This is a genomic window from Streptomyces sp. NPDC029151 (assembly GCF_055564315.1).
This window is the reverse complement of the sequence record NZ_JBVHWQ010000005.1, coordinates 40753-61307: the sequence shown is the minus strand read 5'-3', so window position 1 is coordinate 61307 and position 20555 is coordinate 40753. Positions and strand designations below refer to the sequence as shown.

Here is a 20555-nt window from a genome sequence, read left to right as displayed (position 1 = left end):
GCGCTGGTAGCCGTCGTCGACGTCCCACTGCGGCCGGCTCGGTCGCCCACGCCGGAACCAGTCACTTCAGGAGACCTCCGACCAGGGCGTGCGTGGCCACCTTGCGTGGGCGGAAGTCGGTCGTCCTCACCCGATCAAGGCGACCTCCACCGGCTGCTGGCCCACACCCGCCAACGACCGGGATGGTAAGGCCTTGGCTGTGCCGCCCCCGTAGGTTGGTGACACACGTGCCGGGACTGCGGACTCTCCTCGCCACCTCGACCGGCGCCTGCCCACCTGCCACCAAGACGTACCCACACCCATACGAGCCTGACCAAGGCCTACTACTGGGTGGTCAGGTTGCGGATGCGGCCAGCGCGTCGAAGGCGGCGGGGGTGCCCGGTGGTGGCAGGCAGACGAAGAGCCGGTGGCCCGGTGTCGGGAGCGTCAGCAGGGTGTAGGGGAGCGTGTCCGTGGCGAGGTGGGGGTGTGCCACGCGCAGCTCGCCCTCGCCCGGCCCGCCCGCGCGGTGCATGTTCCACAGCGCGGCGAAGTCCGGGCTCGCCGCCGACAGCCGGGCCACCAGGCGTCCCAGGCCGGGATCCGCGGGCCGTACGGCGTGCTCGGCGCGTAGGACCGCCACCATCTGGGCGCCGATCGAGCCGACGGGCTCGCGGTTGGCCGGTGTGGCGGCGCCGTGCGGGCAGCAGAAGACCTGCCACAGCAGGTTGCGCTGGTGCGGTGGGCGTTCGGCCAGGCCCGCCATGAGCGCGCTACCCAGCCGGTTCCAGGCCAGTAGGTCGAACCGCGGGCCAATGACGAAGGCGGGGGTACCGGTGAGCGCGTTGAGCATCGCCCGGGAAGCCGGCGTGACGGGTTCGGGCGCCCCGGCCAGGCGGGGCCGGCGGGGGACGGCGATCGTGTGCAGGTACGCGCGCTCGGCATCGCCGAGCAGCAGGGCGTGTGCGAGGGCGTCCAGCACCGCCGGGGTCGGCACGCGGGGGCGGCCCTGCTCCAGCCGCGTGTAGTAGTCGGGCGAGATGCCCGCCCTGGCCGCCACCTCCTCGCGGCGCAGCCCCGGCGTCCTGCGCCGTCCGCCCGCCGCCAGTCCCACGTCGGCGGGGGTGAGGCGGGCGCGGCGGGCCCGCAGGAACGCTCCCAGCACTGTGTCGGCCATGGCCCCTACGGTAACGGCCGCCAGGGCCGGGGATCCTGGGTCGGCCCGGCCGATGGTGGGCGGCGTGCGCTGCAGGCAGGGTGCGGGCATGGGAATTCTTCGGGACAAGGTCACCGTGGTCACCGGCGCGGGGCGCGGGATAGGGGCCGCGGCGGCCCGGTTGTTCGCGGCGGAGGGCGCGCGGCTGGTGCTGGCCGCCAGGACCGGGGCGGAAGTCGAGGCATTGGCCGCCGAGCTCACCGCGGCCGGGGCCGAGGCGGTGGCCGTGACGGCGGACGTGACGACGGCGGAGGGCGCGCAGCGCCCGGTCACGGCGGCGATCGAGGCGTACGGGCGGTTGGACGCGGCGTTCGACAACGCCGGTGCCGGGCCCGTGCCCGCCCCGCTCGCCGACCGGGACGAGGACACCTGGGACGAGGTCCACGCGCTCAACCTGCGTGGCACCTGGTTGTGTCTGCGGGCGCAGTTGCGGGCGATGGCCGCGGGCGGCCGGGGTGGTTCCGTCGTCCTCAACACCGGGGTCGGCGCGCTGGTCGGCGGCTTCGGCGACGGCACGCAGCAGGCCGCCAAGCACGGCATGACCGGGCTGGTGAAGGCGGCCACCGCCGACTACGCGGCGCTCGGCATCCGGGTCAACGCCATCGCGCCGGGCGTCGCGCGCACCTCGGCCACCGAGGCGTTCTTCGCCGCGGGCCCGCAGTTCGCGACCGCCGTCGCACGCGCCACCCCGCTCGGCCGGGTCGCCGAGCCGGCGGAGTTCGCCGAAGCGGCGGCCTGGCTGCTCAGCGACCGCGCCTCGTACGTGACGGGCGTGACGCTGCCCGTCGACGGCGGCCTGACCGCCGTGCGCACCTTCACGTGAACCGCCCGCCTGACCCGCCAGTCCGCCTGAGTGCCCATTCTGGAGGCTGACGTGCCACCACACTTGGAAGAACGGCTCGTTGGATGATGTGTCACTCCCGGCATCACCACGACTCGTGCGGACGACGCGGGTGAGTGCCGGCGACCGCGGCGCGGCCCACACCAGGACCTACCAGTCCTCCTCCTCGCCGCCGCGCATGTGACGCCACTGCTGGACGACCTCCCGCGCGCCACGTGCCAGCTCGGCGTAGTGCGCCGGGCATTCCCACAGTTCGCGGGCCGAGAGCTCGACGGGCACGGGAGTGTTCGGGTGGTCCTCGGGCGCGTACAGATGCACCACCGCCTCATACCGGGAGTCCACGTGCGTGGTCGCGGACCAGGGGTGCTGGGCGTGCTCGCACGAGGCGTCCGCGTCGATGGTGTCCAGGGCCGCGACCAGGTCGCGGGCGTAGGAGGGGGGCAGGCCTTCGTAGGTCTGGGCGATGCCCATCCACAGGGACAGGAACAGGCCGATCCGTTCCTCGTCGCGCACTTGCCCGGACAGCCAGCGGCGGGCGGACCACAGCGCGACGGGGCCGGTGTTGTCCTCCCAGGAACGCCGGATCGCCTCCTGCAGGGCGACGATGTCGATCCTGCCGTCGTCCTTGAGGAACCGCGCGTCGAGATGGGAGACGTCCACACTCCCGAAGAGCTCCTCGTGGGCCCCGCGCATGCGGGCGGCGGCCTCGTCGGCGAGGCCGGCGAGGAACGCCTCGCAGTCGAACGCCGTCAGCTCCTCGTCCTCCAGCCCGTACTCCTCGGCGAACACGGCACGGCCGGCCTCGGACAGCATGCTCACCCCGGCCTCGACGCCGTACTCGTCGTCGACGTCCGTGGGGTGGGCTCCGGCCGGACAGGTGCAGGAGGCCGGGTCGAGCGTGGCCCGCAACCCTTCCAGGGCTTGCGTGTACGACGCGAAGAGGGACTTGCTGTAGACGCGCGCGGCGGCATACCAGCACGTGGTGTGGAGGAGGATCGTGTACCCGGTCCGTTCCCGGCGTCCCTGCGGGGTGCTGATGCGGTCGAGCGCGTCCGCCGCGTCGTCGGCGAGCAGGCCGAGGGTCGCCGACGGGCTGCCGTAGGGGTAGTCGCTGACGATTCCGCAGAGGTCGGAGATCAGTTCTCTGTGGTCGTCGGGCAGAGTGGGGGTCACTTCAGTCACGTCGGTAATCGACGACGCAGTGGGCCGGCCGGTTCCCGCGGCGCAGGTCAGGGACACGGACGACACCGTTGGACCATCGAACGGACCATGTCCTGGCTCGCCGGCTGCCGTCGCCTCCGTCGCCGCTACGTACGCAAGGCCGACCACTTCCAAGACGACCGGCAGGTGGAGGCGCCGGCCCGGCAGGGGGTCTGCGTGCCGGACGAGGTGTGGGCCCTGCTGGGCGCCGTGGGAGGGAGGGCCGCTGAGCCGAGGCGCCGGCCGGCCGCTGCCGGCGGTGGAGCCTCGGTTCCGTCGGCGTCGACACCTATCCCGCGCTGCGCCGCACTCCAGTCGACGAGATGGCCGGCGTATCCGCCGTCGGCCCGTACCCGTGGACAGCCGTCCGCAGCGGCCCCTGGTCGCCGACAGCAGACCCCGGGCGACCTCCCTGCCGGTCGTGGACGCCGGCGTGACCAGCACGGCCACAAGGAACCCGAGCGTGTCGGTGAACGGGTGCCGCTTGCGTCCGTTGATCTGCTTCCCGGCGTCGAAGCCCCGCGAGGTGAGGGCGTGGCATCCGCATCGACCGACTGCGAGTCCACGATGGCCGCACCCGGCTCCTGATCACGGCCCTCACCATCACGGACGGAACCGCGCAGCCGGTCATGCGGTTCCGCCACCGATCCCGCATTCCGTCGGCAGGCGAGGAGGGGATAGACCTGCGGTCAGGGCGGGAAGTCCGGGCCATGGCCCGCCACTTGATGCCGTTGCCGACGAGGTGGTGCACTGCTCCGGTGCTCTGCCGACGGCAGCAGCCCTCCGCCGGTCGCCCCCGGTCCGCCAGCCATCCCGGAACCGGCATCAGGTCCCGCACCAGAGCGCACTCGGCATCGCTCATGTCCGAGCCGTACCGGCAACGGCGCCCCGGCCGGTCGGCCGCCTTCGCGAACCTGTGGGCGAGACAGTCACACCCAGGAGTGGACGGACTCGACCCGGCAACCATGACCACGCGACACTTCGGCAACAGGGCCTCTTGCTCCTCGCCGGAGTCGGCATCCGCGAGCTGCCAAGAGGCCCTTCCTCCCTGCCCGTGCACCCGACAGCTCACCGGTGCCGGCACTCTGTTCGAGGCCCGGCCGACCACGCACACGGATGGAGAACAGCCGGTCAGCCCTGTCGGGACGACACGGACGCGACCGCTGACGACGATCACCCGGCGGTCGGGCAGGCGGGGATCGGTCTCGTAGACGGTGAGCGCGCCACCGTCGAAGGCCGGCAGGGCCCGGTGGCGCGGCGCCCGTTGAGGTACAGCAGCAGCGACCAGCGGTGGGCGGCGAGCCGCGGCGGATCGTCCTTGTCGTTGGCGACGTCGCGGTGCGCGCGGAAGTTGCTGCCCTTCTCGTACGACATGAAGTACGGGCCGTAAAGGAAGTCCGCGTCCGAGTCGAACGCCGCGCGATGGTCGTCGAAGTAGGACGCCATGCGCTCGCCGATGCGCCGCTTGTGATCCTCAGGGAAGTGGTGGTCGAAGCAACGAAGCAACGAAGCAGCGAGGGGTCGAGGACCGATTCGCCGGCGCGGACCACCTGAGCCGGCTCGCGGGGTGACTCGTTCATGGCCCCGACGACGTCGGCGCACTCGGCGGCCGAGAGGAAGCCCGGGGCCGACGCCACGTTCTGCGTCCTGAACTGAGGTCGCATGAGTACTGACGCCTCCCGGTGGGGTACGTCGCGTGGGGTGCGACCAGAGCCCTGCAAGCGGTCCCGGCCTGCGGGGACCGCCACGCCGGACTAGCCCGCGCGGCGGAACGGCGGGTGGGCCGGACGTCCTCCCGCTCGCCCCGCCCCTGCTCCGCCCGCGGAGTCATCCCTACTTCCCGGGCGCCGTCGATCCCGAACAGGCGCTGCGTCGCAACCGCCTCCGCCTCCTGCGTCGCGAGCTCGCCGACCTCGAAACCGCGCTCGCCCTTCCCAGAAGCTCGCCTACGCCCCCGGCCAAGCCCGGGACCACGCGGCGTAACGGGCTACGCGTCCTTCACCGCCAGCTCCGGGTGAAGATCGCCGACCTCAAGCGCCAACGTGCCGAGAACACCGGTGCCGGGTTCGGTCTACGGCCGGTTCTGCCCGCCTGTGCGACTGCCGCCTGCCTGGCGATCACGCGCACTGCTTCCCCTGCTTCTCCCTCTCCATACGTACCCTGCATGTTCCGCCGAAGACCGATGAGGAAAGAAGCCGAACATGCTGACAATGCGTACCGCCCGACCCGACGAGATACCCGCGCTGACGACCTGTTCGGACGACGGTGAACGTAATGACGCCACCGCCGCCTACCTGACGGGCCTGCTGGAGAGCGGGTGCACCCGGCCCGAGTGGTGCCTGGTGGCCGAGTGTGACGGCCGGTTGGCGGGCAACGTCGTGCTGTGGACGATGCCCGGACGTGACGTTCCGATGGACATCGTGCTGCTGGAACCCGGCGACCCGGACACTGGCCAGGCGCTGCTGGCGTACGCCGCCCAGCAGGCCCGCGAACTCGGCGCGAAGACCCAGGGCCACGTGCTGGACACGCCGGCCCAGGCCCCCCAGTTCCAACGGGATCCGCAGTTGCGCGAGACGCTGCTCGTCGGCGCGGGCTTCACCGTCGCCCGTGACGGCCGCCGATTCGAGTGGACCGTGGGCGACCCGATGCCGGCCCAGGACGAGCGGCTGCACTGGCGCTCCCTGGCCGACCTGGGCGAGGAGCCGTTCGTGGAGCTGTTGGCCGACACGTTCACCGACACCGCGGATTCGATTTTCCAGGCCGAGATCGCCGAGCACGGCCTGCGCAGCGCTGCCGAACGCAACGTGGCCGACATGCTGGAGATGGACCACCAGCCCGGCTGGTTCGAGATCGGCTACGACGCGGCGGACACGCCCGTGGCGATCAGCATGCCGGCGCGTACGACCGGCTCGGCGGTGATCGGCCTGGTCGCGGTCGCGAGGGCCGGCCGGGGCCGAGGCTACGCCACCGCCGTGGTCGCCCGGGGTACGCACGTGCTGGTCGAAGCGGGCTTCGGTGAGATCCGCGGGGACTGCGACGCGAGCAACATCGGCATGGCCAGGGCGTTCCAGCGCGCCGGCTACCGCAACTTCGCCAACCGGAAGATGTTCACGCGCCCGCTGTGAGGCCATGCCCGGCGGGCTTGTGCCCGGCACCCGGGCCCGGACCATCCGCAAGGAGGCGACTTCGAGCGCCGCCTGGAGGTTGCAGCAGAGGCAGAGGCAGAGGCGAGACCGGCGTTGGCCTCTGCCACGTGGTTGCCGGGCGCGAACGTTCCGCAACCACGACCGTGACCGGCCGCTGAACGGCAGGGCGGTTCAGGACACCACGGGAGCCCTGTCCGTGACCTCGCTCAGCCGGACCGTGCACAGTCCGCGGAGCTCGCTCTTGACCTCCGTCACCTTGAGCTGGGTACCCGGGGTGAGGATGTACTCCTCCTCGCCGGTGAAGGCGGAGAAGCTCTTGATCCCGACCGCCCGGGCAGGCGTCACTTCGAAGAGGGTCCGCTTGCCGCGACTGCCCAGGAACGCTCGGGCCACCTTCAGCTCGGAGGTACACGAGGAGACACCCCACCAGGTCACGGTCCGGCCCACCGGGTACTGCGCCCGAAGGTCCAGCGACACCCCGCGCCACAAAGGCTGCGTGTAGGTCGGCAACTGCGCAACCGCAGAGAACAGCAGCCGCAGATAGGGCAGATAGGGGGTGACCTTGGTGCGGTCGGGGGAGCGCAGAACGCTGTTGATCTCGCGGTAGAAGGCTGACTCACAGGTGTAGAGGTGGAGCGCGGCGATCGCGTCGGCGGAGAGGCCGCCGCCGTCCGCCTGGTCCGCACGCTGCTTGCCGAAGTCGAGGGAGCGCCCGATGTGCCCGGTGAGCCCGGACAGTGCCGCGGAGACCGGGGCCACGGCGTCCTGGAAGTTCATCAGCGGGGTGTCGAAGACACCGGTGATCGTCGGGAGGACCAGGCCCTCGTCCTTGACGCTGGTGAGGCGCTCCAGGTACAGCTGGTGCAGGTTCATGGTCGACTCGATGAAAGCGCCCATGCGCGCCGAGACACCGCCGTCCGCACCGCCCCCGCCGGCCGCCGGCGCGTTCCACCCCCTGCTCGGCAGCCAGTCGATGGGGTGGGCGCCCAGCGAGGTCAGGGCGTCGTTGACCTGGGCGAAGTGGTCGCCCTCGCAGAAGATGTCGCCCTGTGCCGCCGGGTTCGCGTGGTCGAGGTGCCGGACCTCGACGTGCGGATACTTCTGCTGGAGCCGGAGCACGACCCGCTTCAGGCTGCGCGCGTGCGCCCCCCACCACGCGAACACGACCCCTCGGTCCTCCTCTGCCGCGTCCTGCTTGGCCTTGAGGATCTCCTCGACGACCCGTTCGACGACCGGCCGCCAGAACGCCGTGTGCTGGCCGGTACCCATCGCCCCGTCACCGCTCGCGGTCAGCGACGCGTTCAGCAGGAGCACGCCCTGTGTCAGCATCGCCTGGAACCACTCCGGCGGCTGGACCGTGTCCCGCTCCTTCAGCAGCGCCCGCACGTCGGCGATCGGGGTCTTCTTCGGGATGCCGTACTTCCACATCGCCGCTGCCTTGATGAGGCACCGGATACTGACGACCCGGCCGAACTGGCTGTCCTTCCAGTCGCTGAAGGTGTTGTCGAACATGGCTATGCCGGTGGCGCTCTCCGGCCGCGGATACGGATTCTGACCGAAGACCACGACCTTCCACTTGTGCGGCGGGTTCGGCTTGAGCGCCTGGAACGTCAGCTCGCGGACCGGGACCACCTCGTGGCTGCGGTCCTTTCCGATGAACCGTGCGGCGTCCGGCTGCGCCTCGATGACCGGCTTCAGCAGCGGGAGCCAGGTCTCCCCGCCGCCGTCGAAGAGCTCGGTCAGCGCAAGTGGATCGTCCGTATCGGCATGGGGGTGCGGCGGCTGGCCCGGAGCCGGGACGCCGGTCGTGGATCCGGTCACGGCGGAGGCGCTTTCGCTCGTCGTGGCCGAAGGAGAGCAGACGGCGGGGGCGGGGGCGGGAGCGGCAGGTGCGGGCGCGGGGGCAGCGGGCGTGACGGCCGTCGGCGGAACGATGCGTACCCGATGGTCGACGGGCGCGTTCTCGATCCCGTGGAGCTGGGAGATGATCGTGGACCGCAGCTCGTCGTCGTCCTCGAACCAGTGGTCGTGGAAGAGCGTGTAGCCGGTCCACATCAGATTGGCGCACACCCGGGCCGGCACCTGGCCGGTCTGCGCCCCCATCCCGACCAGTGCCACGGACCGGATACTGTTCGGCTCCTTCCGGTTCTGCCGGTGGACGGCCTGGAAAGCGGCCGCGCACGCCAGCGCCACGTTCAGCGTGGCGCTCACGTTCTGCGAGGACCGCACCATCGTCGGCGTCGATATCAGATACCGGGGGACTGTCGCGCCGGACGGGACGCAGACCGCGCTGCCCACCGGCATGGGCCCGGCGAACCTGTCACGGATCACCCGCTGGACACGCACCTGGATGCCGGAGCCCAGATACCGCTTGATGACGGCGTCGACCCCGCCGTCCATCCGTCCCCGGGAATTCGTGGGGGTGACCCAGGCGTCGACGTCCTCGTCGAGGATCGAGCCCTTGCGGATCTCGATGCCGGGGGTGTCGGCGAACGCGGCGCGCCACGCCTCCACCACACGCTCGTTGACGTCGGTCAGCACCACCCTGAGCGCGGGTAGAACACTGCTCTCGGCCATCGTCCACTCCTGTCGTGCAACAGCGTTTCCAAGAGCTCGAACGTACCGCCCACCACTGACAACGCGGCTTCGGCAGAGAGCCGGTGACTTGCCGTCATGCTGCGCAGTCGTATGGAGCAGAGCGTCTCGGAGCGCTGGACGAGACCCGTGGTCCCGGTCATGGTGCCGGCGTGCGTTCCCCGCGGGCATCCTCTCGACGACCCGACGGCGGGACAGTACGACGAAGCTGCAGAGGAAGGGCCGGTACAGCCCGCAGGTGAGCGGCGTGCGGTCACCTGTTGAGTTTGGCCGCCTGCATGGCGGACAGCCGGCGGACGTAGAGGGCGGCGGCGACTGCTGCCGGTACGACAAGGACGTGCAGGACGAGGTTGAGCCAGGTTGCCGGCTGGAACTCGTACGCGTGGGCGTTGCTGATCGTGCGCATGCTCAAGGCCGAGCCGTTGCGCTTCACCGAGCGGGCCATCGACGGCATCAGTCAGCGCATGCTCACCGTGACGCTGCGCGACCTCGAACGCGACGGGATCCTGACGCGCACGGTCCGCAACGTCATGCCGCCGCACGTCAGCTACGAACTGACCGCGATGGGCCGGAGCCTGCGCGAGGCCACCGCGCCGCTGCTCGAATGGAGCATCACGCACCTGCCACACATCGAGGCCGCTCGCACGGCCTACGACAACCGCTAGACGAGTACGAGGCCGCGCACATGGGTGGGCATAGCGAGCACGGCCAGCAGGGACGTCCGGCCGCGCCTCACGGCCCTACCTACAGCAGCCGGTTGGCGGTGGCCGCGCCCTGCAGCTCCATCACCGCAACCGACATCGCAACCGGCGCCGAGACGCACGTGCCGGATCGCGGGCCGGAGAGGTGCCACGACGGGCAGCGCCTCGCGGCCCACGGTGTGGCTGGCCCCGGGCGCCGGGGATGGAGCGGGCACCCGCCGCCTCCACCCGCGGTGTGGCCTTCTCTCGCAGCGAGCGGGCAAGGCCGTCGGCGAGGCAGCCCTCGGGAAACGCATCGACGACCGACCGGATGGCGTGCACACGGACCTGGCTGTCGGCGCGCGCGGCGTTCCAGTCGGTCGAGGCGGCCCCGATCCGCTGGGACCAGTGGAACGAGGCACGTCGCCCGACGCGTCAAGCGGTACCGGCGAGCCCGCCGCGCGGCCGTGTCGCTGGTGTCCAGGACGAGGGCGGTGCGGATGCGCGGCACGGCGACCGGTGTCGGCTTCTCAGCGCCCCTTGCGGAGGCAGTCGTAAAGACCGTGAGGTGCTCGTGCCCTGCGCCAGGGGAAGTGGACCAGCCCCAGAAGTGATGGAAGCCAACTACGACATCACCGATGAAACGCGGTCGTGCAGGCCGACGGCAGCGAGTTCTCGGGTCATCCGACTCCGGCCTGAAGGCGGAGGCCCGACAGAGTCAGCTCCAGCGCGGCGAGGAACTGGTCTCTGTCGTCGTGCCCTGCGAATTCGTCGGCGATCTGGTGCACGAACGGGAATTCGGCGCCGTCGAGCGACCGCCACTGCTCGGCGAAGCGGCCGAGGTACGCGCCACGGTCCACGTGGCCGTCGAGCAGTTCTTGCGGGATCTCCATGCCCAGGTCGGCGGCTGTGCCGACGACAACGCCCGTGATCGCCGACACTGCGTGGAAGCGCTGCCGCGGCGTGAGGTCGAGGCGGAGGGTCTGCTGGCCGAGCTTCTCGTACAGCCGCAGCGAGTTGCCCTGTACGTCGGTGTTGCGCATGAAGTACGCCGACAGCCAGGGCCGGTCGACGATCGCGTCGAACAGCGTGACGGCCATCGCACGGAGGTCGGCGATCGGGTCGTCGCTTTCCGGCTGCCCCTCGACGAGGGCCAGAACCCCGCCGATCGCGTGGTCGGTGGCGCGGTCGAGCAGTTCGTCCTTGTTCGACACGTACCAGTAGATGGTGCCGACGCCGGTGCCGAGACGGGCGGCGAGCGCGCGGAACGTCAGTGCCGGTGCCCCCGCCTCGTCGAGCAGGGCCACGGCGGCGCCGAGGACCGCCTCCAGCGAGTGCGAACCCCGCTTGCGCCCGCGGGGAGAGCCTTCGGTGGGGAGTGTGCGCGGGCCTGTCATGGCATCCATCCAATCACAACTTGCCCCAGCATCGAACTGCGTTCTATGGTCGAACCACGTTCCATCATCGAACGTCGTTCGTTACGGCGTTCAGAGAGGCCGGTCATGACCGCCGTCACCGATTCCGCTCCACCTTCGAGCCGTACCTATCCGTCGCTGCGCGCTGCCTGGATCCCCCTGGCCGCGCTCTGCCTGGCCTTCTTCGTCGAGATGGTCGACAACACGCTGCTCTCGATCGCGCTGCCCACGATCGGCCGCGACCTCGGCAGCGGCACGACCGCCCTGCAATGGGTCACCGGCGCCTACTCGCTGACCTTCGGCGGCCTCCTCCTCACGGCAGGGTCGCTCGCCGACCGGCTCGGGCGACGGCGCGTGCTGCTCGTCGGCCTCGCCGTGTTCGGGCTGCTCAGCCTCTGCGTCGTCGCCGTCGACTCCTCGGGGCAGCTCATCGCGTTGCGCGCCGGGCTCGGCATCGCCGCCGCCGCCATGGCGCCCATCACAAACTCCCTCGTCTTCCGGCTCTTCGACGACCAGGCGCTGCGCATGCGCGCGATGACCCTGATGATCGTCGTCGGCATGTCCGGCTTCGTCCTCGGCCCGCTGCTGGGCGGCACGGCCCTCGCCCACGTGCGCTGGGAGTGGCTGCTCGTGGTCAACGCGCCGATCGCGCTGATCGCGGCCGTCGGCGTGCGCCTCGGCGTGGCCGCCGACCGGTCCGAGGACCTGACCAAGGACCGGCTCGACCTACCGGGTGCCCTCCTGAGCGTCCTGACCATCGGCCTGGCCTGCTACTCCCTGACCAGCGGCGTCGAGCACGGCTGGCTCTCCACGGCCACCGTCGCGTCGATCCTCGGCGCCGTGACCGCGGGCGTCGCGTTCGTGTGGCACGAGCGCCGCAGCGCCGCGCCCATGCTCGACCTCAAGATCTTCACCAGCGGCACCGTCCGCGGCGCGGCCATCGCCCAGATCGGCACCTCCATATCGATGGCAGGCGTGATGTTCGGGCTGATCCTCCACTTCCAGTACGCCTACGGATGGAGCCCCGTGCGAGCGGGCCTCGCCAACCTGCCGATCATCGTGACCATGATCGTCGCGACGCCGCTGTCGGAATGGCTCGGCAAGCGGTTCGGGCACCGGGTCGCCTGCCTGGTCGGCGCGGCCTGTCTGGCAGCTGCTCTGGCCGGCCTCGCCTGGGGTGTCGACCACGGGTACGCCGCCATCGCCGTCTCCATGGCAGTGATGACGATCGGGCTGCGCACGGTTATGACGATCTGCGCGATCGCCTTGGTCGACGCGATGCCGGCCAACCGTACGTCGATCGGCACCGCTCTCAACGACACCGCCCAGGAGGTCGGGACCAGCGTCGGCACCGCCGTCGTCGGCACCCTGATCGCGGCACTGGTCACCACCCGACTGCCCGCGGGCGTGTGGAGCAGCGACCTCGTGCACTCCTTCTTCCGCGGGGAGCGGATCACGTACGCCGTACTCGCAGTGATCGTCGGCCTGATCGCGACGGGCGGTGCGCTCACGCTCACCGGCTCCCACTCCGTCGAGGAGCCGGCCTGAACCATCGCGGCCGGGGCCGGCCGAACGGGACGTGCGGCGGCCGGACGCCCATGAGGACAATTGGATTGCTCACTTCGTTGTTCCTCGTCGATCCCGTCCGGGAGCCGCAGGCCCGGCTCGGTGCGGCCTCGTGACAGGCCCAGGCCACCGAAGGAGTGGTTTCCTCCACGACGAGGTCGACTACCGCCTCGACTCCTCCTCATCCCCCCGGACACCCGCCGCCAGGGTGGCGCTCGAGCCCGTGCAAAGCGGCGTCCACTGCCCCAGCGGCGTCGCTGGGGCAGTGGACGCCATTGGTCTGGCCGACGCCTGGCTCACCCAGGTCGATTCCTTACTCATCGGTCGGGCGAGCCGGTAGGCGGAAGTGCCTCAGTACGTTCTCTGAAGGACGCTCCCCGTCGCCGGGCAGCCGGACCACCGAGCGATCGTCTCCCGGCGTCCGAGGCTCCCAGGACCAGCCCTGCTCGGTGTCCGGGTCGTAAGCCAGCACGACCCTGTCCCTGCGCACCCGTCGCTCGAAGTTCATGGCGCCCCGTATCTGGCGGGTCGAGAGCGTCTTGTCCCCGAGTCGGAGCCTGAGCCACACACGTAGATACGCGATCGGACTCATGGTGTGGTGACTCCCAGGGCCCTGGACGGGTCTGATCTTCCAGATCTGGCCGATCAAGGCGTTGGCCTGGTTCACCACAGGCCGGCGCTGGAGCCCGAGCTTCTTCCACCGGGACTGCACAGCCTGTCGGGTCACGTCGTACTTGTTCGCGATCTCCTGGTCCGTCAACTGGTTCAGAACGAACAGTTTGGTCAGTTCGGCATCACTTGGGAGCTTGGTCATCGGTTGTTCGTCCTGGTCTTCCTGTGCAGGGGTATTGGTGATCTTGGTCGGAACATACCTGCAGGTTCCCTAGTAGCAACAGCGTCGGCATAAGGCTCAGTAATTGGTGGCGCTCGGTGGGATTGCTCAGAGGCTGACGAGGAGCGGTTCTGCGATGGCCTTGGGGGCTGTCGTGTGAGGCGGGGCTGATGCTCGCTGCCCGGCTGCGGGACGAGCTGGGTCACGTGGTGGAGCGTGCGGTCGATGCGTCCGTGGCGGCGGCCCGGCGCCGCCGACGGTATGACCACAGGAACGGTTCAAGCAGACGAGGAAGATACTCGGCCACGATGAGGACGCCCCGGACGCCACCGACGAAGACCGCTTCTGGCGCACGGTGCTGCTCGCCGCCACGCTCCAGGATGCCATCTTCGCCGGAGTGACGGCGGCCGTTGACCGCGCCGGTGCCACCGTCGTTCGTCGCCTTACCGGAACCCGGAACCCGGAACCCGGAACCCGGCCCGGCTGGCGCGTATGAAGAGCGGGTGCGCCGGTACGACACGGATACCGGTCTCCCGCACCCGGGCACCGGTACGACGGACGCTCACAGTCATGTCCGACCAGCACGCGGCTGCTGCGCCGGCCGCCGCAGCAGTCATCGCCGCAATCTGGTCGCCCGCCGCAGCACACCCACGCCAACGAGTGCAGGCCCCACCGTTTCGGGCCGCGCTTTCCGATGACACCTCTTCCGCCTTTACGAGAGGCTGAGCAGCACGTCGCCACTGCTGGCAGCAACGCCAATCACGGGTCGACCCGCCCGGCCGACCTGAGCGCGACGCGAATCGGGGAGGTGTGGGCAGTCGGCATGGGTGAGACGTGGCAGGGCATCCGGGGTGACGAGCCGGGGTGCCACCCGTCGATCTCACAGGCCTTGAAGGAGTGAAAGGTGAAGGGCTTCCGCAGCTTCATACTGCGCGGCAATGTAGTCGACCTGGCGGTAGGCATCGTCATCGGAGCGGCGTTCACCGCCGTTGTCAACGGCTTCGTCAGCGCCTTTTTGACTCCGCTCGTGGGGCTGGCCACCGGTGCCACCGGCGACATGGCCCACAAGACCTTCACGGTAGGCGCCACCAAGTTCGCCTACGGAGCCTTCCTCAACGCGGCGATCAGTTTCCTCCTCATCGCCAGCGCCCTGTACTTCCTCGTCGTACTCCCCATCAACAAGCTGCACGAGCGCCTCGCTCCCCATCACGACGTCCAAGCCCCCAAACGAGACTGCCCGGAGTGCCTCAGCCCCGTCCCGGCCCAGGCCCGACGCTGCGCCTCCTGCACCGTCCCCCTGCCCGCGGTACCCGCCCAGGCCGGGGAGACGACCCAGCGGGCCGGGTGACCGGACCCCTGATCGATCGGTCTCAGCCGGACCACCTCGCTGCTCAACGCTTGGCCGGGTAGCCACACAGCCACGGCACCGGCATTCGGCAACCCCGCCGTCTGGGCCGCGGGCCCTCCCGGAGGCGGGTCGGGCGTCCGGGCACTCCCCGGACGGGATCACCGCCGCGGCCGAGGAGGACTTCCCTCTGTGGTCCCTCGGCCAGTACGCGGTAACGGCCGCCAGATGACGACCGTGGGCGAGGTCGTGCACATGGTCGACGTCCTCCCCGGCACCCGCACCTGCCCGGCCTGCCGCTGTCGAGGCCCTGACGGGCTCGTTGTTCCCAGGGGTCCGGGGGGAGGGATGCGGCGGACCTCCGGTTACTCCAGGTGGAAGTTCCAGGTCGGGCCGCATCCTGGTAGCGGATGATGGGTGGGCTCGCGAGGAGCTCATCATCGGTTGCCGAGATGTGTGCGTCCCAGGCGGTGCCCAGCATGTCCTCCCCGCCTCACGCTGCCGCCCGCCGTCATCGCCCAGGACCCGGAACCGCTGCATCAGCACGGCCGGCTCGCGATGCTCCGCCGCGTCCTCAATGACGACTGCTTGCCCCTGCGGGCCAGAGCCGCCTCGGCGCTCGTTCTCCTCTGCGCGCAACCCGTCAGCCGCATCGTTCGCCTCACCGTCAACGACGTCACCGACGACGAAACCACCGTCACCGTCCAGTTGGGAGCCCCGCCCGTCCCCGCTGTCGGAGACCGTCGCCGACCTCATGCGGGCTTGCATCCGTTCCCGCCAACACCTGTCCCACGCCAGCGGCGGAAGCTCACAATGGCTCTTCCCCGGCCGCCAGCCCGGACAGCCGCTGAACCCGGTCAGCCTCCAGGTCACTGAGGAGTGGGTCGTCCCCGATGGGGCCACGTCCTTGTCATCCCTGCTCGATAGGGTCCGCACCGCAGACAGCCGCGGAAGGACTCTCGCATGACAACGTTCGGCGAGCTCACTGCCTGGGCCGGCACAGAGAACGTCACAAGGGCAGACTCGGCAGTGGTGTCGGGCTGGCAGATCCCCGAGGATCAGAAGGCGCTACTGGCTGATGTCGGGATCCCCATCGTCGATCAGTTGATCGAGTACGTATCGTTCCAGGCGGAGGCGGCTCCAGCACTCCAGACGTCAGATGGTGGGTTGCTCTACCGTCTCACTCGGAATCACCATGGCGACCTCGTGGCCGGCATGGAATGGTCGTTCGGCGTCGAACCCGGGACCGGCACGGTCCACTACGTCCTTCCCCAAGGCGAGGCATGGTTCGCCAACTCCTCCATCGACCTGTAGCTGCGGACCCTGCATCACTACGGCCTGCACGTCAGCGAGTCCGAGATCCTCAGCGATCCGGATGACCGCGAGGACGAAGCCCTGGCCGAGCTCAGCATGCTCGCTGACGAACTCAAGAGGATCGATCCACCGGCCTTCGACGGCTACAACGGGTTCATCTGGGCCGAGTTCCTCGATCGCTGGCTCTGGTAGTTGCCCGCGTCCGCCACGATCGCCAAGCGATCACTCACCGTGTCCGGCGCGTCGAGCGGCTCGTGAACACGCGACACCGCGACATGCGAGCCCACCACTCCCACAGCCGATGAGGCACCTTCGTTCCTGAACGGCCGAATCAGATGCAGATCGGTCGATAGGATCGCGGGACACGGGTGGGAGGAAAGACGCGGATGGGTAACCTCGGTGGCTACCAGACCATAACAAAGGTCATCAAGGCCCTTGGCGGGCCCGCCAAGGCCACAGTCATCGGTGTGACCGTGGTCAGCGTGAGCGGCTATGGGATCGGGCGAGGCGCCGAGGCCGGAGCGAAGAAGGCCGTCAAAGCGTTGAAGGCCGGCCTTGCGAAGAGGAACGCGCCCTGCGCGACGAAGGACCAGGTCTTCGAGGTTGTCTCCGACGGCGAGGACGGCAGTGGCCTGAGGCTGCGCGTCGGCGACGCGTACCGCGTGATGGAGCGTGACGGGGACGCGGTTCAGATCGAGGTACTGGGTGCTGTCGACAACCCCTACTTCGTGTCCGCCGAGTTCTTGAGGTCGGTCTCGGGCTTCCCGACAGAAGATGCCGGCTCCACGAACGGCCCGTGACGACAGCCAGTGAATGCCCAGAAAACAAGACGGGATCACTGTCAGGACCATCGAGGGTGTCGCGGTTGTCGCAACCGCCTCTGTCACAGAGGTGGGCCTTCCGGCTGTCTTCGGCTGTGGGAGAGAGGGCGTACGGCCAACGGTACGCTCAGGTATCGGCGACCGCGCGCTCCCCGCCCTGACGGCACTTCGCCTCGCTGGTTCCCCTGGGCGATCCCGCCGCCCCCGTCGCACTGAGCCTCCCGGTGCGCACAGTAGTGCGCTCGCCTCTCCTCACCTGGCGCTCGTCGTTCCGTTTCCCGGCCGGGCAATGATGGTCAGCGCCTGGCGTACCAACGCTCGATAGGCGCTGATCTCAGGAGCCCGGTCGTCCATTGCCCGGCGCAACTCTCTACCGATCAGCGAACGCGCCACGCGGGAGCGCCCCACCGCCCGATCACATGTGGCGTCGACGACCGCTTGGGAGACCTCCTGGTGCTTCAGCCGCTCGAGGCCGGTGCGGGACATCGTCCGCTGCCCGCTTGCCGCCTGGGCGATCCGGTTCCTCGCGTCATCGGGGGAGCCGAACCGGAAGCCATGCGAGGACATACAGCCGCTCCAAGGCTTCACGGTGCCTGCGAGCTCACGGGCTGCTCGCACGCGACTTTCCACCTCCGCCGACAGATTCACCACGGTCGTGTCGGCGACCAGCCACTTCTCGAGGTCTCCATAGAGTCGCTTCTCCGCCTGGGCCGTGCAGCCGTCGGTGTAGACGAAGGTGACCTCCCCGGAGGGCAGACGGGCGTCGAGACGGTGCGCCGGAGTGCCGAAGAGAGCCGCGGAGTAGCGTTCCTGACGCCGGCGGGACAAGGACGCGGTGTAGGCCGCGTTGGGGTCGGTCGGCTTCGTCGTACGTACGGTGGTGATGCCGTAACCGAACCGCCGGTGGAGCGGTATGTCGTCGCCGCGGGCAAGCCCTCGTGCCGCCGTGGCCTCGCCGTCCGCCGGGTGCCAGGCCACCGGCTGGTAGGGCCACCCACGCCGGGCCATACAAGCGGCGATCGCGTGTTCCTGCGTTTCGAACAGCCGCTTGCGTTCTGTCAGGGTGCCCCGCAATCGTTCCGGATCCGTCGTGGCCACCGGAGCCGACGTGCTGGAGGCGGTCACCGGCGCATCGCCGTGGTCAGCGGTGCAGGAACTGGTGAGCAAGAGGGCGAGAGCCGAACACGCTGCGACCAGCGACACTGTGGACCAGGGCGATCGCGGGTGACGTGCGGACACGGTGGTACCTCCACTGCAGGAGCGGGAACCCGCGCTGTCTTGGCGACAGCGCGGGGCCGGTGCGACCGGTGACCGCCTGTTCATGCGTCTTCAGCAGTTCCAGGTCCAGATGTTTCCCTCGCCCCGGTTGGCGGGGTTGTGGTACGCCCAGCCGTGTCCCTTGGGGAGGCAGCCGAGGGTTCGGCCGCCATCGCCGATCAGGTAGACGCCCATGCCGGAGGTGCCGGAGTTCCACGACGACTCATCGTTGTGCCACGAGCCGAAGCCACGCCAGCTGGGGTTGGTGTCCTTGTAGATGTAACGGGTGCCCTCGTAGTTGTACAAGGACCAGACGCAGTAGTAGCCCGAGACGCAGGTCTGAGCCTGCGGGGATGCGGTCGCGGCGGTTGCCGGCCCGGATACGGCAACACCGCCCACGGTCGCCATGGCGAGAGCGGCCGCTGAGGCGGCGGCGCGGAAGCGGACTTTCACGGTGCACTCCTTCGGGATCGTGACGCCGGTTGGCAGTGCGATCCTCACAGGGAGCTGCCTGCGGTGCCTTAGCCAGGTGCGCCAAGTACTTGGCTCGGTGCGCCAGTCTGGGTGCTGTGGCGGTGTGCTCGGTTCCGGTAGTCGCTGGGTGTGATGCCGTATACAGCGCGGAAGGCCCGGGTGAAGTCTGCGGGGTTGGGGAATCCCCAGCGCGCGGCGATGGCCTGGACGGGTACGTGCCGCTTCAGAGGGTCAGCCAGGTCACGACAGCAGCGGTCGAGGCGTTGGCCGCGGATCCAGGAGCGGACGGTCACGCCGTGCTGCTGGAAAAGCCTGTGCAGTGAGCGAACCGAGATGTGGTGGGCTGCTGCTACCTCACCCGCAGTGAGGGTGGTGTCGCCCAGGTGGCGCTCGATGAACGAGGTGATGTGCATGTACAGGGCGCGTTGACGGGAGTCGGCGGGAATACCACTGTCACGCTGCAGGAAGTGCGCCAGCGTGGCGGTGACCAAGTCCATGGCGATGGTGCCGAGTCGGGCGGCATCATGTGGCGTGTAGCTCGTGCTGTCTTCTACGAGGTGAGTGAGGAAGGATGTCAGCAGCCGTCCCATGCCCTGATTTCCGGGGAGGGGCCGACAGATGAGCTGATCGACGTGGCGGGCCGCAAAGGGAAGCAGTGTGCGGGGGAACTGAACCAGGGTGTTCCCGCCGTCAGCGTAGCTCTCGAAAGGGCGCGAACTCTCCAGGAGTACGAGTTCACCCGGTCGGAGCGCGGCGCGATTTCGATTCTGCTCGATTACGTGTGGGCCGGCGGCCGTGAAGCAGACGGCAAAAATCTCTGGGTCCCGGGCGCGGATCAGCTCCGGAGTCCTCCGCGTGAGATAGCACGAGTACTCCATCGTCGATACCTGGACCACTCCCAGCGGTAACGTTCCTAACCAACCGCGGAAAACATCCGTACCGATCAGCTTGAACGATGTCGGCATCACCGCATCCGCGGTGGCCTCCGCCCACGCTGAAAAAGCATCACGCGTCGAGAAGTCGTTGCTGTCGAAGACTTTGTTCATGGACCTCTCTCCCCGGTCGTGGTTTGTCACCGTGCTCAGCTTCCTCGTGCCTGGCCCTAGTCGGCTGTCCCTGCGTTCGCTTCCTCTCAGAATGGTCCTCCCGGACCGGTTCAACTCGCTGGGCAACCCGATCACATGACTCGAAGAGGTTCACCTGATGGCGCGTTCCAACCGACGCAGTAAATTGCGGATATCCTGCGGCAGTGCCGATCCCCTCCGGCGCCCCGCTGGCGACCTTGAATGTTCGATCACACGCCAAGGATCGTGATGTGGGCGAGGTGTACGCATTTACCGCGGCAGAGGCGAAGGGGGACCGGTGAGAATCGAACGGGCGGCCGTGCCGGCTGCTTGTTCCGGAGGATAGTCGGGTGTCGGAGCTGGCGCGGCTGCCCCGGCCCCCGCCGCGGACGACGGGCATGGGCATGACGAAGGCGCTGGAGCGGGTCGATGAGATCGCCGCGGTCCGTCTGGGGGCGAGTGCGGATTGACAAGGTGCCGCCGAACCGGCCGGAGTCCCTGGCCCGTACGGGGCCGGCGCCGAAGGCGCCGAACCTTGAGCGCAGCCGGCGGGCGCATCCCAGTGCCCCTCGTCAACCGCGTCGTCGCCCGACCAGTCCAGCCGGGCGATGACGTTCTCCCAGCCGGCCAGATCCTCGGCAGCCCGCGTGCTGCGCTCCACCTCGGTGGGGTCAGGCACTCCCGAGTGTTCCGTGTACGAGGGGTGAGCAGCGTGGACGCCAACGGCGTAGTCCAGCGGGATGACACTGAGTTCGACGGCCCACCCCCATACGGCCAGGGCCTCGATCAGCGGGGGCGGATCAAATAGTC

Annotated in this window: 17 protein-coding genes and 1 pseudogene; 8 read left to right on the top strand and 10 right to left on the bottom strand. The window is 69.4% G+C overall.

The genetic code is table 11. From position 1 onward, the window contains the following. Window positions 1-334: 334 nt before the first annotated feature. Complete coding sequence (locus ACZ4VF_RS20140) at window positions 335-1156, bottom strand: helix-turn-helix domain-containing protein (RefSeq protein ID WP_467927451.1); 822 nt, start codon at window positions 1154-1156, stop codon at window positions 335-337. 88 nt (window positions 1157-1244) lie between these two features. On the opposite strand from ACZ4VF_RS20140, the gene ACZ4VF_RS20135 reads away from it, so the two are divergent. Next, window positions 1245-2018, top strand: coding sequence for an SDR family NAD(P)-dependent oxidoreductase (locus ACZ4VF_RS20135; RefSeq protein WP_467927449.1), 774 nt, complete (start codon window positions 1245-1247; stop codon window positions 2016-2018). Between the two features lie 168 nt (window positions 2019-2186). On the opposite strand, the gene ACZ4VF_RS20130 is transcribed toward ACZ4VF_RS20135, so the two are convergent. Together ACZ4VF_RS20130 and ACZ4VF_RS20125 are read right to left on the bottom strand one after the other, a co-directional pair. Beyond that, window positions 2187-3218, bottom strand: coding sequence for a hypothetical protein (locus ACZ4VF_RS20130; RefSeq protein WP_467927448.1), 1032 nt, complete (start codon window positions 3216-3218; stop codon window positions 2187-2189). 1191 nt (window positions 3219-4409) lie between these two features. Then, window positions 4410-4682 (bottom strand): hypothetical protein, encoded by a 273-nt coding sequence (locus ACZ4VF_RS20125; RefSeq protein WP_467927446.1) that lies wholly within the window; start codon window positions 4680-4682, stop codon window positions 4410-4412. 755 nt (window positions 4683-5437) lie between these two features. Between ACZ4VF_RS20125 and ACZ4VF_RS20120 the strand changes: the two genes are divergently transcribed. Beyond that, the gene (locus ACZ4VF_RS20120; protein ID WP_467927445.1) at window positions 5438-6361 is read left to right on the top strand and encodes a GNAT family N-acetyltransferase; all 924 of its coding nucleotides are present in this window, start codon (window positions 5438-5440) and stop codon (window positions 6359-6361) included. A gap of 192 nt (window positions 6362-6553) precedes the next feature. Here ACZ4VF_RS20120 and ACZ4VF_RS20115 read toward each other — a convergent pair whose 3' ends face one another. Together ACZ4VF_RS20115 and ACZ4VF_RS20110 are read right to left on the bottom strand one after the other, a co-directional pair. Beyond that, window positions 6554-8959, bottom strand: coding sequence for a macro domain-containing protein (locus tag ACZ4VF_RS20115; RefSeq protein ID WP_467927444.1), 2406 nt, complete (start codon window positions 8957-8959; stop codon window positions 6554-6556). A 271-nt stretch (window positions 8960-9230) separates the two neighbouring features. Next, entirely contained in the window at window positions 9231-9383 is a 153-nt protein-coding gene (locus ACZ4VF_RS20110) for a hypothetical protein (RefSeq protein ID WP_467928013.1), read from the bottom strand. Between ACZ4VF_RS20110 and ACZ4VF_RS20105 the strand changes: the two genes are divergently transcribed. Further along, window positions 9328-9642: a winged helix-turn-helix transcriptional regulator gene (locus tag ACZ4VF_RS20105; protein ID WP_467927442.1), complete on the top strand. Its 315-nt coding sequence runs from the start codon at window positions 9328-9330 to the stop codon at window positions 9640-9642. The two genes, ACZ4VF_RS20110 and ACZ4VF_RS20105, sit on opposite strands and share 56 nt — an antisense overlap. Before the next feature lie 695 nt (window positions 9643-10337). Here the strand turns inward: ACZ4VF_RS20105 and ACZ4VF_RS20100 are convergent. After that, a complete protein-coding gene (locus ACZ4VF_RS20100; protein ID WP_467927977.1) occupies window positions 10338-10988 on the bottom strand; it encodes a TetR/AcrR family transcriptional regulator in 651 nt (216 codons plus the stop codon). A gap of 171 nt (window positions 10989-11159) precedes the next feature. Between ACZ4VF_RS20100 and ACZ4VF_RS20095 the strand changes: the two genes are divergently transcribed. Beyond that, on the top strand, window positions 11160-12620 hold the full coding sequence (locus ACZ4VF_RS20095) for an MFS transporter (protein ID WP_467927441.1): 1461 nt from the start codon (window positions 11160-11162) through the stop codon (window positions 12618-12620). 331 nt (window positions 12621-12951) lie between these two features. Here the strand turns inward: ACZ4VF_RS20095 and ACZ4VF_RS20090 are convergent, their stop codons facing one another. Continuing rightward, window positions 12952-13452 carry a hypothetical protein gene (locus ACZ4VF_RS20090; RefSeq protein ID WP_467927440.1) on the bottom strand — a complete coding sequence of 167 codons (501 nt, stop codon included), beginning with the start codon at window positions 13450-13452 and terminating at the stop codon, window positions 12952-12954. A gap of 243 nt (window positions 13453-13695) precedes the next feature. Here ACZ4VF_RS20090 and ACZ4VF_RS20085 point away from each other — a divergent pair. The 4 genes and pseudogenes from ACZ4VF_RS20085 to ACZ4VF_RS20070 all read left to right on the top strand — a co-directional run bounded on the left by ACZ4VF_RS20085 (window position 13696) and on the right by ACZ4VF_RS20070 (window position 16929). Next, a pseudogene (locus tag ACZ4VF_RS20085) lies at window positions 13696-13966 on the top strand (DUF4235 domain-containing protein). 408 nt (window positions 13967-14374) lie between these two features. Then, entirely contained in the window at window positions 14375-14818 is a 444-nt protein-coding gene (mscL, locus tag ACZ4VF_RS20080; RefSeq protein WP_467927439.1) for a large conductance mechanosensitive channel protein MscL, read from the top strand. A 960-nt stretch (window positions 14819-15778) separates the two neighbouring features. Next, the gene (locus ACZ4VF_RS20075; RefSeq protein WP_467927437.1) at window positions 15779-16129 is read left to right on the top strand and encodes an SUKH-4 family immunity protein; all 351 of its coding nucleotides are present in this window, start codon (window positions 15779-15781) and stop codon (window positions 16127-16129) included. Between the two features lie 386 nt (window positions 16130-16515). Beyond that, complete coding sequence (locus tag ACZ4VF_RS20070; RefSeq protein WP_467927436.1) at window positions 16516-16929, top strand: hypothetical protein; 414 nt, start codon at window positions 16516-16518, stop codon at window positions 16927-16929. 273 nt (window positions 16930-17202) lie between these two features. On the opposite strand, the gene ACZ4VF_RS20065 is transcribed toward ACZ4VF_RS20070, so the two are convergent. From ACZ4VF_RS20065 to ACZ4VF_RS20055, 3 genes are all read right to left on the bottom strand, one after another. Continuing rightward, complete coding sequence (locus ACZ4VF_RS20065; protein ID WP_467927435.1) at window positions 17203-18075, bottom strand: hypothetical protein; 873 nt, start codon at window positions 18073-18075, stop codon at window positions 17203-17205. Between the two features lie 204 nt (window positions 18076-18279). After that, window positions 18280-18660, bottom strand: coding sequence for a peptidase inhibitor family I36 protein (locus tag ACZ4VF_RS20060; protein WP_467927434.1), 381 nt, complete (start codon window positions 18658-18660; stop codon window positions 18280-18282). Between the two features lie 68 nt (window positions 18661-18728). Then, window positions 18729-19727: an AraC-like ligand-binding domain-containing protein gene (locus ACZ4VF_RS20055; RefSeq protein WP_467927432.1), complete on the bottom strand. Its 999-nt coding sequence runs from the start codon at window positions 19725-19727 to the stop codon at window positions 18729-18731. Window positions 19728-20555 lie beyond the last annotated feature (828 nt).

Bases quoted from the DNA above. Each gene is read 5' to 3' on its own strand.
- ACZ4VF_RS20070 (WP_467927436.1), top strand. From the start codon at position 16,516: ATGGGTAACCTCGGTGGCTACCAGACCATAACAAAGGTCATCAAGGCC.
- ACZ4VF_RS20125 (WP_467927446.1), bottom strand. From the start codon at position 4,682: ATGGCGTCCTACTTCGACGACCATCGCGCGGCGTTCGACTCGGACGCG.
- ACZ4VF_RS20135 (WP_467927449.1), top strand. From the start codon at position 1,245: ATGGGAATTCTTCGGGACAAGGTCACCGTGGTCACCGGCGCGGGGCGC.
- ACZ4VF_RS20115 (WP_467927444.1), bottom strand. From the start codon at position 8,959: ATGGCCGAGAGCAGTGTTCTACCCGCGCTCAGGGTGGTGCTGACCGAC.
- ACZ4VF_RS20110 (WP_467928013.1), bottom strand. From the start codon at position 9,383: ATGCGCACGATCAGCAACGCCCACGCGTACGAGTTCCAGCCGGCAACC.
- ACZ4VF_RS20090 (WP_467927440.1), bottom strand. From the start codon at position 13,452: ATGACCAAGCTCCCAAGTGATGCCGAACTGACCAAACTGTTCGTTCTG.
- ACZ4VF_RS20120 (WP_467927445.1), top strand. From the start codon at position 5,438: ATGCTGACAATGCGTACCGCCCGACCCGACGAGATACCCGCGCTGACG.
- ACZ4VF_RS20055 (WP_467927432.1), bottom strand. From the start codon at position 19,727: ATGAACAAAGTCTTCGACAGCAACGACTTCTCGACGCGTGATGCTTTT.
- ACZ4VF_RS20075 (WP_467927437.1), top strand. From the start codon at position 15,779: ATGACAACGTTCGGCGAGCTCACTGCCTGGGCCGGCACAGAGAACGTC.
- ACZ4VF_RS20095 (WP_467927441.1), top strand. From the start codon at position 11,160: ATGACCGCCGTCACCGATTCCGCTCCACCTTCGAGCCGTACCTATCCG.
- ACZ4VF_RS20140 (WP_467927451.1), bottom strand. From the start codon at position 1,156: ATGGCCGACACAGTGCTGGGAGCGTTCCTGCGGGCCCGCCGCGCCCGC.